Here is a 13105-nt window from a genome sequence, read left to right as displayed (position 1 = left end):
GGGTGGGCCGATGACCCTCACCCCGACGCTGCCCGGCCTCGCCCCCGCCCCCGTGGTGGAGCCGCGGCCGGGCTCCCGGGCCGCCCGCATGCTCATGCCCCGCTCCGTCGACGTCGTGGCCGACCTCGCCGCCGACTACGGCGTCTGCACCCGCCCCGTCAGCCTGCGCCGCACCGACCTCGACAGCGGCCAGACCGAGGTCATCGACATGCCCTGCGGGGCCACCCAGGAAGCCAAGTGCCCGGCCTGCGCCAAACGCGCTCGCCGGCTGCGGCAGCAGCAGATCCGCGAAGGCTGGCACCGCGACGACGAACCCGACCCCGGACCCCAACCCGCCACCGACGCCCAACGCGGCCTCATCGTCGCCCGCGCCCACCTGGAATTCGCCCGCGACGAAGCCGCCCGCGCCTCGCAGTGGGATCAGGTCGCGGACCTGGACGACGCCATCGCGGAACTGGAAAGCCAGATCACCACCGAAGGCATGCGCGGCCGCCCGGCACCACCGCACGCCACCGACGACCAAGAGGACGGCGACGGCAAGCGCCGGGTCCGCTCCACGAAGCGGCGACAGGACGCCCCGGACCTACCCCGCCTGCCCGTGGAGAACCGCACCATCGGGCGCACCTTCGAGGGGCACGGCGGGCAGGTGTTCCGGCCGTCGATGTTCCTCACCCTCACCCTCGACTCCTACGGCCGCGTCCACTCCGACGGAACGCCGGTCGACCCCGACAGCTACGACTACCGGCGGGCCGCCTGGGACGCCGTGCACTTCCCCCGCCTCCTGGACCGGTTCTGGCAGAACCTGCGCCGCGCCGTGGGTTGGAACGTCCAGTACGCCGGAGCGGTCGAGCCACAACGCCGCCTTGCGCCGCACGCGCACTTCGCCATGCGCGGCACCATCCCCCGCGCCCTCGTCCGCCAGGTCGCCGCCGCCACCTACCACCAGGTGTGGTGGCCCCCCGTCAACGAGCTGGTCTACGAACCGGGAAGGGCGCCGCAATGGAACCCGGCCGCCGGCGGCTACACCGACCCCGACACCGGGGAGCTGCTGCCCACGTGGGATGACGCCCTGGACCTGATCGACACCGACCCCGACGCCGAACCCGTGCATGTCGTCCGCTTCGGTACCCAGGTCGACGCCAAGGGCGTGCTCGCCGGCACCAAGGACGCAGACCGGTGCGTCGGCTACATCACCAAGTACCTCACCAAGCAAGCCGCCGACTGCCACGACGTCACCACCGGCCGCCAGCGGGCACACCTCGAACGGCTCTGGGCCGAGCTGCGGCACACGCCCTGTTCGGAGCGGTGCGCCAACTGGCTGCTCTACGGCGTGCAACCCAAGAAGGCCCGCCCCGGGTTGAAGCCGGGCAACTGCAAGAACAAGGTCCACAAGCGGGAAACCCTCGGCATCGGCGGCCGACGCGTCCTCATCTCCCGCCAATGGTCCGGCAAGACCCTCGCCGACCACCGGGCCGACCGACGCGAGTGGGTCGAGGCCCTGCTCGGCGTCACCACCGACGCTGACACCGCCCCGGCTGGCTCGGATGCGGTCCGGCATGCGTGGGAGCTCGCGAAGCCCACCGACCCCGACGTCTCGCCCCTCGGGCATCGGGTCCTACGCGCCATCTCCGAACGCATCCAATGGCGCGCCCAGCTCGACGCCGCAAGACGGAACCAGGCACCACCCGATGTTTCGGCAACTGCCACGACTCAGGAGGGAGCAGCATGAGGTCCCGGACCATCGAACCGCTGTGGACGGCGGAGGACGTGTCGACCTTCCTCGGTGTGCCGGTGAGCACGCTCTATCAGTGGCGGTATCGCCGGATCGGGCCGCGAGCGTCTCGGGTCGGCCGGCATCTGCGCTACGACCCGGCCGATGTGCGGGCCTGGCTCTCGAAGCAGGCGGCCTAGCCGGTGAGCATTCAAAAGCGACCGGACCGGAAGTGGCGGGCGCGGGTCCGAGACGCCTCCGGGAAGGAAATCGCTCGGCACTTCGACCGGAAGTCGGATGCGGAGCGGTGGGAGGCGTCCGCGAAGGCGGCCATCACGCGGGGCGACTGGATCGACCCTGCTCGGGCGCGAGTGACGGTTGGCGCGTGGGCGTCGGAGTGGATGGCGGCTCAGGTGCAGCTCAAGCCGTCGACTCGGGCACGGTATGAGCTGGCGCTACGGCGGCAGATCCTTCCGACGTGGGAGGGCATCCCGCTTTCGGCAGTCTCGTACGCGGAGGTAGCGGCCTGGGTGCAGCGGCTCACTGCCTCCGGGCTCGCCCCGGCAACGGTCCGGTACGCGCACCGGGTGCTGTCGCTGGCCCTGGCGCACGCGGTGCGGGATGGCCGCATGTCCCGGAATCCGGCAGAGGGCGTGCGGCTGCCTCGGGTGGTGCGGGAGGAACCGGTGTTCCTCGACCACGACCAGGTGGCGAGGCTCGCGGAGGCGTGCGGGCGCTACGGCCTGCTGGTGCGGTGCCTGGCCTACACCGGGCTGCGGTGGGGTGAGGCATCGGCGTTGCGGGTGTCACGGCTGGATCTGCTGCGGCGCCGGGTGACCGTGGCGGTCGCCTTCGCGGAAGTCGGCGGGGAGCTGGTCGAGGGCACGCCGAAGAACCATCAGCGCCGGTCGGTGCCAATTCCGCGGTTCCTCGTCGACGAGCTGGCTGCCCACGTCGCCGGCAAGCGCCGGGACTCACTGGTGTTCACCGCGCCGAACGGCGGGCCGCTGCGCAACACCAACTTCCGGTCGCGGGTCTTTGCGCCGGCGGCGGCATCGGTCGGGCTGGCGGGGCTGACGCCCCACGACCTTCGGCACACAGCGGCGAGCCTGGCCGTGGCGGCGGGGGCCAACGTCAAGGCGGTGCAGCGGATGCTCGGGCACGCCTCGGCGTCGATGACGCTGGACGTGTACGCGGGCCTGTTCGGTGACGACCTGGACGCGGTCGCCAACCGGCTGGACGAGGCGGTTGCGGCGCGGGATGCGGACTATTTGCGGACTGGCACCGCTGGCGGTGAGGTTCTCGACCTTGGGAAACGGCGAAGCCCAGGTCGTTGACCTGGGCTTCTGTACCGAGCCGCCTGACGGAATCGAACCGTCGACCTACGCATTACGAGTCGGTCGCGGGCTGCTGGTCGTTGTGGTCCTGGTCCTCCTCGGCGCGCCCCTGTCGTCCGTCCATATCCGCCATCGTTCGCAGGCTTGGCTGCTCGCTTGGCTGCTCGCCTCGCCGGCGACGGTTGGAGCCTCGGCCCGTCCTTAATCATTGGGCTTCAGCTCTCACAGTCCTCGCATCGACTGCCAAGTAGGTGTCCTCGGTCGCTGCTTCGAGGAACCCAGCCGGAGCATCGGTTCGCATCGGCGTTTCCTGATCGAGCAGGTTCTCCCATGACGCTCCTCTGCCTAGAGCGAAGCCCCTGCGAACCGCATCTCGAGCAAGCGGAACGATGGCTTCCTCATGCTCCCAATAGAGCCGGTGCCGCTCGTTGCTTCGCTCATCGAGCGCATCCTGCTGCAGGTCCTCGTCGTATTGCATGGGCAGCTCGGCATCCACCGTCGCTGCTAAATCAGCCTGCAATGCCGCCAGGTTCCGGCAGGCTGTGAACAGTCTTCGTGACATGCCGATGATGACGTCAGTGCCTGGGATCAGCCCGGTCAGCATGTCGAGCCGTTGCCTGGCTGAGCGCCGCCGGTATAGATCAGCGTTGCGAGCCTCCGTTCGTTCGGCAAACGTCGAACCGTCCGTCTCAAGTAGAGTCACCAGCCCTGAGGGGCCTCTGGATGCCCGGCCTACGACGCCGCTGCCAACCGGAACAATGCTCCGCGCGCTGCCCGGTAGAGCTGCTAGTGCCAGGTAGGCCAACATGCGGGATCGTGCCAGCGCCAGCAACGCATCGTCATCTTCCACCGGGTCGGCCGAGCGCAGCTGGCGCATCCGTCGCCCAGCCTGCACCTCCTCGACATCGATAGTCATGAACAGCCGATGCTCAAGACTGGTGCCGCACAAGACCCGTAGGTGTGGCCCGTTAAGCAGGCCGGGTACAGATAACTGCGCCGCACCCTTCCTCAACGGTCCACGCCCGAGCCGGCGCGCACCCTTCGCCTCGATCAACCATCTTTGCGGAGCCGAAGGATGGGCTCCTAGCAAGTCTGGCAGGCCGTTCGCCGGCTCCCAGGCCGGTCCAGCATCGGGGGGCCTCTGACCTTCGGCGTGCACTGTTGGCCCTAGCCCCATCAGTCCACGGCAGGCCCATTCAGCCATTGTCATGCCAATGCGATACCCGAAGGCCGCCTGAGCCGTTCGCTCCGTGCCTTCGCGATACACCACGTTCGGCTCAACCATGTAACCGCTGCCGTGCTGGCCACCGTAGTTGGGGCTGCGACCCAGGTAGGCAATGAGCGGTGACCGACGAGCCACAATCTCGGACCAGGCTAGTGTTGGAACTGCCACTAGCCAGGCCGTCGCGTCACGGCCGACCGATATTGCAGCGTCGATTACGTCGCGCCACGTGGTGCTCACCCGATACTCGCCAGTGGGAGGGACGCCACCGACCGTAGGCCAGGGGGCTGAGACCCGGTCAATGCGGCTTGCCCGTGGGCGGCGTCCCGGATTCATCGGCGCCGACCACCGCACGAACACCGGAACATCGAAAGCATCAGCAGCGACGATTGGCGCACCGTGAGCGCCCGGTGGTGGCAGCACAAACCCAGATTGTCACAGCCTGTCCAACGTCGACAGACATCGTTCGGCTACCGTCTGCGGACCTTTCCACCCCCACAGGCTCAGCGGGTCGTCGCGCGGCGAGCGGTTTGCTGACTCTCTCCTGACTCGGCATGGCGGCGACTGCCGGTGCGACTCCTCACTTACAAGAGGAACATGCCGCTGGCGCGGCACCCCGGCTGCATAGAAGTAGCCCGGACTGGTCCATCTCACTCACGCCTGTGGCTACTTCCGTCTGAGCTCTGTACACCGCGCCCGAGCACGCCTGCGAACGGTCGCACGCTCGGGAACGAGTCTGTGCCAGTGCGCATCAGCGCGCCAGTGTCCGGCGTCGTTGCTGTCAGCGATGCTGTCGACAGCCATCTCATGGATAGCCCGGGCCGACCCCGTTCGGCGCAGCTAAGTTGGCGCCAGACTGGTCACCCATCACGGCGTTCGCTGATCTTCTGTCGAGCCCCGGGCCATCAAGACGACTGCTAGAACCAGACAGTCCGAGGATTACTACACCTTTTGCACCTTTTGACTACTACAACTCGTCACACCGGCGTGTCATGCTGTTCGCACCTATCCTGGGGAGTAGGACAAGGGCGACGAGGACGGAGGGCAGCAGAGTTGGCCACGAAGACCGGCGCCGAGTTGATCGAGTTCGGTGAGATTTCCACCGAGGACCAGCAGGGCATGCTGGAACGTGCAGCACGCAGCCTGCTCAACCTATCTGCCACAGAGTTCCGCCAGCGCTGGGAGGCTGGGCTGTACAGGGAAGACGAGGATCCCCGGGTCACGCAGGTAGCAATGCTGCTGCCCTGATGCCTGGCCGGACTCCGTATAACGCATACAGCGCGTTCGTGACCCCGCTCGCGAGCGCGCTGTCTTGCGTCGCAAGAGCGAAAATCGTGTGCACAAGTGGCGGCAACAGCCAGCTCGGCAAGATTCATCTACTCCTGTTGGGCGGCGTCGACGAAGGCGCCTACGTCAGGCTCAAGGGTGGCGTTGACCTGGAGCTACGTGCCCGGATGCGATACGAGATCATCGAAGATGACCGCGAAGGCATGGGGCCGTTTCGGGTTACTACCCGTTGGTATGAGTACTCACTTCAGGAGTCTGGGGGCCAGGCAGTAGTCGAGTACCACTGGCACCCTGGCGGGAAGTCTCACGAGGATCGTCCACACGTACACCTTGGCACCGCTCAACTTCGACCGAACGCCGTCATGACCAAGAAGCAGCACTTGCTGACCGGGAGGGTGACCTTCGAGCAGGTGATTCGCCAAGCCATCGAATACGGTGTCGAACCGTTGTGCGCTGACTGGGACGACAGGTTGACGGCAGCTGAGACGCCGCACGTTCTGTATAGAACCTGGAGCGTAGCGCCGAACATGCGTTAGGGGCGACGCGAGGAAAACGGCGGCGCTTGGGGAAGCTCAGCCCGGCGGTGTCCACTACGCTGAGGCCGCCCGTTGGGTGCGTTGCATCGCGTAGCGATGGCCTCAGCGTAGTGGACCTGTCAAGCCGCCGGCATCGGGCCGCACTAGGCCCCTGCCGGGTCACGGTCCGCGCTAGCGACACACGGTTTAGGAAGCCAGTGGCGAGTCCACCACTAACGGCCACGGGAGCTGGGGAAACGTCAATGGGACACGCGGCCAGAATCTTGGTCATTCCGCGTATGTTCCGGATCTTGACCTTCGCCTTAGACTCTCCCCCAAATGGACGGGATCGCGGGGAATCAACGTCTGGCGGCTGAGCAGCGTGCGCGCCTGCTCATCGACCGCCAGCTCGCGGATGCTGGCTGGGCCGTTCAGGACCGCAAGGCGATGAACCTGTTCGCCGGTCAAGGCGTCGCGGTCCGCGAGGCGGTGATGGCCAAGGGCCACGGCCGGGCCGACTACCTCCTCTACGTCGACCGCAAGGCGGTGGGCGTGATCGAGGCGAAGCCCGAGGGCACCACCCTCTCGGGCGTGGAATGGCAGTCCGCCCGCTACGCCGAGGGACTGCCGGCCGAGGTGCGACTCAAGGCGCTTACCGTGGACGGGCGGCTGCCGTTCGTGTTCGAGGCGAGCGGCTCGGAGACGCACTTCACCAATGGCTTCGATCCGCAACCACGAGCGCGACGCATCTTCGCCTTCCCGCAGCCGCGCACCCTGGCGCGGATCCTGCGCGACGCCGACACCGACCCGGAACATCCAACCTGGCGCGCCAAGGTGCGCCAACTGCCGCCGCTGGACACGGCGCCGCTACGACCGGCACAGATCACCGCAATCCAGGGCATCGAACGTTCCCTCGCCCAGCAGCGATTCGACCGATCGCTGGTGCAGATGGCCACTGGAGCCGGCAAGACCTACACCGCCGTCACGGAGTCCTACCGGCTACTCAAGCACGGTGGCTTCGCCCGGATTCTATTCCTGGTCGATCGCAACAACCTCGCCGACCAGACCCTGGCGGAGTTCCAGAACTACCGCACACCGGACGACGGGCGGCGGTTCACCGAGCTGTACAACGTCGACAAACTCACCGGCGCTGGCATGCTACGTAGCTCGAATGTGGTGATCTCCACCATCCAGCGGGTATACCGGGCTCTGTCCGGCCAGCAGATCACCGACCAGGACGACCCCGGGCTGGATAACTTCGTCCCCGAGGCCCCGGTGACCGTGACTTATAACCGACATCTGCCGCCGGAGACGTTCGACCTGGTCATCGTCGATGAGGCGCATCGGTCGATCTACGGGGTGTGGCGCGGAGTGCTGGAATATTTTGACGCGCACGTCGCCGGCCTGACCGCCACCCCCGGCAAGCAGACCTTCGGCTTCTTCCGACAGAACCTGGTCTCCGAGTACACCTACCCGCAGTCGGTCGCCGACCGAGTCAACGTTGACTTCGACCTCTACCGGATCAAGACCCAAATCAGCGAGCAGGGCTCGCGCATAGATGCCGGAACCGTGGTGCCGAAGGTGGACCGGCGCACCCGGGTGCAGCGCCTGGAGCAGCTCGACGAGGACCTGGAGTACACAAGCAAGCAACTCGACCGCGCGGTCACTGCCAAGGCGCAGATCCGCTTGGTGCTGGAGACCTTCCGCGACAAGCTGTTCACCGAGATCTTCCCCGGCCGCACCACGGTGCCCAAGACGCTGATCTTCTGCAAGGACGACGCCCACGCCGAGGAGGTCGTGACCACGGTCCGCGAGGTGTTCGGCAAGGGCAACGACTTCGCCACGAAGATCACCTACAGCGCCAAGGATCCCAAGGGTCAGCTCCAGGCGTTCCGCACCTCGGCCAGCCTGCGCATCGCGGTGACCGTAGACATGATCGCCACCGGCACCGACGTCAAGCCGCTGGAGTGTGTGTTCTTCCTGCGCGACGTGCGCTCGGCGTCGTACTTCGAGCAGATGAAGGGCCGCGGCGCGCGCACCATCGCCCCTGCCGACTTTCAGGCGGTCACCCCGGACGCCACCGAGAAGACCCGGTTCGTCATCGTCGACGCGATCGGTGTCACCGAGCACGACTTCGTCGACCCGCCGCTCAACCGCGAGAAGGGCGTCTCGCTCAAACAGCTGCTGGACAAGGCCGCCGCGCTGACCCTCACCGAGGCGGAGACCGCCACCCTCGCCTCCCGGCTTGCTGCGCTGCAGCTACAGCTCACCCCGGCCGAGCAGGTCGAACTCGACCAAGTCGCCGGCACGCCGGTCCGGGACATCGTGCGCGGACTGGTGGACGCGGTCGACCCCGACACCCAGGCAAAGGCTACCGTCGACGCCGCCGACCGTGGGGCGGCTGTGCAGGAGCTGCTGGACATGGCAGTCAAGCCGTTAGCCAGCAACCCTGAGCTGCGGCAGCGCATCCTGGAACTGCGCCAAGCCCATGACCGAATCATCGACGAGGTCAGCGTGGACACTCTCGTCGACGCATACGGCGTGGTCGACACCTCCCGCGCCCGCTCGATCGTCGAGTCGTGGGAGGCCTACCTGGACGAGCACCGTGATGAAATCACCGCGATCCAGCTGCTGACCGAGGCCCGCGAGCGGCGCATATCGTTCACGGATATCAAGGAGCTGGCCGAGCGCATCGGCCGGCCGCCGCGCAGTTGGACCCCCGATCTGCTCTGGTCCGCCTACCAGGCCCTCGACGCCGACCACGTCCGGCACAGCGACCGGCACACCCTCACGGACCTGGTGTCGCTCATTCGGTTCACCGTCGGCGAGGACGAACGGCTGGTGCCTTACGTCGAGCGAGTCCGGGAGCGGTACGCTGCCTGGCTGCTCCAGCAGCAACAAGCCGGAGCAACCTTCAGCAAGACAGAGAGATGGTGGCTGGATCGGATGGTCGAAGTGATCGCTGTGTCGGCGGGCATCAGCCCGGACGACCTGGACAACGCACCCTTCACCGAACGAGGCGGGATCGATGGCGCCATCCGAGACCTCGGTCCCACGGCAGCTAGCCTCCTCTACCAGCTCAACACGGAGCTGACGGCGTGACTGATGCACCTTGGCCCTTGCCGTTGGATTGGCACTGGAGCACGTTTAGTAACGTCGCCCGAGTCGCCAGCGACCTCGTGGATCCAGCCCTCTATCCTGATGCGCCTCATATCGCCCCGAATCACATTGAATCTGCTAGTGGTCGCTTGCTTCCGTTCCGCACAATCGCCGCTGATGGCGTTACGAGCCCGAAGCATCGGTTTAGTGCGGGACAGGTGCTCTATTCGAAGATCAGGCCATATCTGGCGAAGGTTATCGTGGCCGGATTCGACGGTCTATGCAGCGCCGACATGTACCCGATAGCGACCAATCTGGACCCACGATTCCTCAAGTGGTGGATGCTCACCCCTGAATTCACTCGCAGAGCAGCGGGTCAACAGGCGCGAACGGTTTTGCCTAAGATCAACCGACGCGCGCTGGACAAACTGCCCGTTCCTGTACCCCCCGAGGGCGTCCAGCGGCGACTTGCCGACATTGTCGAAGACCATATGTCACGCCTAGAAGCCGCGACCCATGCAGTCACCCAGTGCATTTCGCGGATTGCCCTGCTTGAGCGAGCGATAATCGACGACGTCTTCGTGCGTCGAGCCGACGAAGAGGGTTGGCCTGTCGTTAGCCTCGGGGACATCGCCTCAAGCGAGCGCCGCTCCATTACCGACGGCCCGTTTGGTTCCAACTTGACCAGCGCACACTACACGGACGCCGGCGCCAGGGTCGTTCGGTTGCAGAACATTGGCGACGGTGTCTTCCGCGAGGCCGACGCGTTCATCAGCCTCGACCATTATCGTAGTCTCATCGCGCATGACGTACGACCCGGGGACTTGGTTTTAGCTTCTCTCGGGGATCAGTTGCCACGGGCCGCGGTCGTGCCCGATCTCGGCGGACCAGCAATAGTGAAGGCCGACTGCATTCGGATTCGGCCAAGACCAGACGTTGACCCCATGTGGGCTGTCTATGCCTGCCGCTCATCAAGAGCGAAGCGTTGGGCCGCCGCCCATGTGCATGGTGTAGGAAGACAGCGTCTCGGCATGAAGGGGATCAAGGATATCCCGTTGCCACTCCCCGAGTCTTCCACTCTTCGTGATGAGGTGGTCCGGTCGTTGACTGCTCAATCCTACGAGCTCTCCCGGCTGCGCTCCGAATTGTCAGTCATTGCGACCCGCCGTGAGGTACTACAGCGTTCACTATTGTCTGCGGCGTTTTCAGGCCGACTTACAGGCCGTGTCGGCGACATGAACCAAGTGGAGGAGATGGCAGGTGTCTGATGCGCGCCGGTTGGTGGACAAGCTGTGGTCGTTCTGCAATGTGCTGCGCGACGACGGAGTCGGCACCATCGAGTACACCGAACAACTGACCTACCTGCTGTTCCTAAAGATGGCCCACGAGCGGGAGACCCGACCGCTCAAGCCCGAGCGCATCGTGCCGCCGGAGTGTTCCTGGCAACGACTCTTGGACGCCGATGGTGACGACCTGGAGGTTACCTATCGTCACATCCTCGAAGGCCTCGCGAAGCAGCCGGGGACGCTGGGCACGATTTTCCGGAAGGCGCAGAACCGGATCCAGGATCCGGCCAAGCTCAAGCGGCTTATCGTCGACTTGATCGACAAGGAGAACTGGTCGGCAACAGGCACCGACATCAAGGGCGATGCCTATGAGGACCTGCTCTCCAAGGGTGCGGAAGACATCAAGTCGGGGGCTGGCCAATACTTCACTCCAAGGGCATTGACGCATGCGATGGTCGACTGCATACAGCCGACCGTCCGGGACACGGTGGTGGACCCGGCGGCCGGCACGGGCGGCTTCCTGTTAGCGGCGCATGAGTACGCCTCCCAACATGCCGAGACGCTCACTCCAAGCGAGCGGGAGCACCTGCGCGACTCGTTCGTGCATGGTGTTGAGTTGGTGGATGGCACGGCCCGGCTGGCAGCGATGAACCTGCTGCTGCACGGCATCGGTACCCCAAACGGGGAAAGCCTGATCGAGGTCAAGGACGCGCTCATCGCCGACCCAGGCCGCCGTTACTCAGTGATCCTCTCCAACCCGCCGTTTGGCCGAAAGTCCTCGCTAACCATGGTGGGTGCGGACGGTCGTGAGGGCCGCGAGGAGCATGAGATCGAGCGGCAGGACTTCGTCGTCACGACGGCCAACAAGCAGCTGAACTTCCTGCAGCACATCGCCACGATCCTGGACATCAACGGCCGAGCCGCTGTTGTCCTGCCGGACAATGTGCTGTTCGAGGGGGGCGTCGGCGAGGCGCTGCGCCGGCGAATCCTGCGCGATTTTGACCTGCACACCATGCTCCGCCTACCGACCGGTATCTTCTATGCCAATGGCGTGAAGGCCAACGTCCTGTTCTTCGACAAGAAGCCGGCCGCCGAGCGGCCGTGGACCGAGCGACTGTGGATCTACGATCTGCGCACCAACCAGCACTTCACGCTTAAGCAGAACCCGCTGCGCCGCCACCACCTAGACGACTTCGTCTCCTGCTACGCACCTGGTAAGCCGCGCTTAGAGCGGGTGGAGGCTGAGCGGTTCAAGGCCTTCGCGTACGAGGATCTGATCGCTCGCGACAAGGCCAGCCTCGACATCACCTGGCTGCGTGACGAGTCCTTGGAGGACATGGACAACCTGCCGGGCCCCGAGGTAATTGCGCGGGAGATCGTAGAGGATCTGACCGCGGCGCTGGCGGAGTTCGAGGCTGTGGCCGCTGCTCTTGAGAAGGCGGAGAACCAAACCCAGGTGTCCCCGAGGGGGTTATTGGATGGGCTCAGAGCTTGAGCGGAAGGATGACCGCGAGATCTCAATTAGCGTCGAGGTTGGCACGGGAGCTTTCCTGCCAGGCGGCAAGATCGCAATGGCCTTCAAGCGTGCTTGGCAGCACCGAGCTGACGAGTACCTAGAGTCGGTTGCGGCCGCCGCCGATATTGAAGAAGAGGAGGTAATTGAATCTGTAGCTCAAGGCGGAGCCTTTAGTGACGTATTCGCTGACGGTCTCCGAGCTATCACCAGCCAAAGTGATGACGTCTACCGCAATACGTTCGCTCATTTTGTGGCGAGTGCGCTAAATGACCCGGCAGCAATCGACATAGTGTCGTTTTTGTTGGAGAAGTTCGGGAAACTGCGGCCGCCACACATACGCGTGTTCTGGTCCATTTGTCTTTTGGCTGTGGAAGTTGAGCAGAAAAAATCACATCAGCCAGAGGAGCGCCGACTGGTTGAGGAGCGCCCACGAGAAAAGGAGTTGGGCATTGCGGGCTCGGCCAAGCCTCGCTCGGCCTCTGACCAGCGTGGCGGAATCTCTGGAGGCGTGTCCATTTCCGGGGTCGTTGCTGGAAGTATCACTAATTCCGCCGCACGACTGCAACGTCAGTACACTCCAGATTTGTGGCACAATATCACGATTGACATGGAAGCATTCTCGAAACAGCTGGGCTTACCGCGCGGCGTCGTTACGTCACTTATGGGGGATCTCTTCAACGAAGGCATCCTCGGTGATGAGGACGGCCCCCGGGTCAGCGTGACTGAATTAGGGAGGCTCGCCTACGAGACTGTGGGGGAAGGCGGCATGTCTCGTATCATCTTTCGATCCTAGTTTTGGTCACGGAAAGGAGCTACGCCGCCATCCCGTATGCCGTCGACCCGCCCTCGTGGGAGCGGGCCGCCGCCCGGCCCGCCAAGTCAAGCGGACCTTGACGCACGTTCGGGCGCTGGCGGGTCGGGCGGTGGTCTGCTCGGCTTGCCCGGGTCGATGGCGGGCGGGATGGCCTACCTGTAACCACCCACGGACCGCGACCGCGCCGACGATCTTCGGCCATCCTGGAGCCGGAGCGCCCCCGCCGGAGGCGCAGTAACCGCACCCCCGCGACCGCCGCCAGCTCGCCGACGCCGGCCGGCGTCGGCGAGCTGGCGGCGGTCGCGGGGGTGCGGTTAC

Annotated in this window: 10 protein-coding genes; 9 read left to right on the top strand and 1 reads right to left on the bottom strand. The window is 65.3% G+C overall.

Annotation, left to right across the window (positions count from 1 at the left end; genetic code table 11):
- Positions 1 to 10: 10 nt before the first annotated feature.
- The 3 genes from DKL51_RS13275 (at position 11) to DKL51_RS13265 (ending at position 3048) form a co-directional block, all read left to right on the top strand.
- The gene (locus DKL51_RS13275; RefSeq protein ID WP_124812105.1) at positions 11 to 1729 is read left to right on the top strand and encodes a replication initiator; all 1719 of its coding nucleotides are present in this window, start codon (positions 11 to 13) and stop codon (positions 1727 to 1729) included.
- The gene (locus DKL51_RS13270) at positions 1726 to 1911 is read left to right on the top strand and encodes a helix-turn-helix transcriptional regulator (RefSeq protein ID WP_109947778.1); all 186 of its coding nucleotides are present in this window, start codon (positions 1726 to 1728) and stop codon (positions 1909 to 1911) included. The genes DKL51_RS13275 and DKL51_RS13270 overlap by 4 nt, the downstream gene beginning before the upstream one ends.
- A 330-nt stretch (positions 1912 to 2241) precedes the next feature.
- The gene (locus DKL51_RS13265; RefSeq protein ID WP_207786247.1) at positions 2242 to 3048 is read left to right on the top strand and encodes a tyrosine-type recombinase/integrase; all 807 of its coding nucleotides are present in this window, start codon (positions 2242 to 2244) and stop codon (positions 3046 to 3048) included.
- A 205-nt stretch (positions 3049 to 3253) separates the two neighbouring features.
- Here DKL51_RS13265 and DKL51_RS13260 read toward each other — a convergent pair whose 3' ends face one another.
- Positions 3254 to 3964 (bottom strand): hypothetical protein, encoded by a 711-nt coding sequence (locus DKL51_RS13260; RefSeq protein ID WP_124812104.1) that lies wholly within the window; start codon positions 3962 to 3964, stop codon positions 3254 to 3256.
- Positions 3965 to 5323: 1359 nt separating this feature from the next.
- Here DKL51_RS13260 and DKL51_RS13255 point away from each other — a divergent pair.
- The 6 genes from DKL51_RS13255 (at position 5324) to DKL51_RS13230 (ending at position 12766) form a co-directional block, all read left to right on the top strand.
- Positions 5324 to 5518, top strand: a complete 195-nt coding sequence (locus tag DKL51_RS13255; protein ID WP_124812103.1) for a hypothetical protein — start codon at positions 5324 to 5326, stop codon at positions 5516 to 5518.
- A 38-nt stretch (positions 5519 to 5556) separates the two neighbouring features.
- Entirely contained in the window at positions 5557 to 6093 is a 537-nt protein-coding gene (locus tag DKL51_RS13250; protein ID WP_124812102.1) for a hypothetical protein, read from the top strand.
- Positions 6094 to 6411: 318 nt separating this feature from the next.
- Positions 6412 to 9174, top strand: a complete 2763-nt coding sequence (locus DKL51_RS13245; protein WP_185734791.1) for a type I restriction endonuclease subunit R — start codon at positions 6412 to 6414, stop codon at positions 9172 to 9174.
- Positions 9171 to 10439: a restriction endonuclease subunit S gene (locus tag DKL51_RS13240; protein WP_124812101.1), complete on the top strand. Its 1269-nt coding sequence runs from the start codon at positions 9171 to 9173 to the stop codon at positions 10437 to 10439. The genes DKL51_RS13245 and DKL51_RS13240 overlap by 4 nt, the downstream gene beginning before the upstream one ends.
- The gene (locus DKL51_RS13235) at positions 10432 to 11952 is read left to right on the top strand and encodes a type I restriction-modification system subunit M (protein ID WP_124812100.1); all 1521 of its coding nucleotides are present in this window, start codon (positions 10432 to 10434) and stop codon (positions 11950 to 11952) included. Before DKL51_RS13240 ends, DKL51_RS13235 begins: the two co-directional genes overlap by 8 nt.
- Complete coding sequence (locus tag DKL51_RS13230) at positions 11936 to 12766, top strand: hypothetical protein (protein WP_124812099.1); 831 nt, start codon at positions 11936 to 11938, stop codon at positions 12764 to 12766. Before DKL51_RS13235 ends, DKL51_RS13230 begins: the two co-directional genes overlap by 17 nt.
- Positions 12767 to 13105: the final 339 nt, after the last annotated feature.

This window comes from Micromonospora globispora (assembly GCF_003857015.1).
Taxonomy (GTDB): domain Bacteria; phylum Actinomycetota; class Actinomycetes; order Mycobacteriales; family Micromonosporaceae; genus Micromonospora; species Micromonospora globispora.
This window is presented reverse-complemented; position numbering and strand designations above follow the sequence as displayed.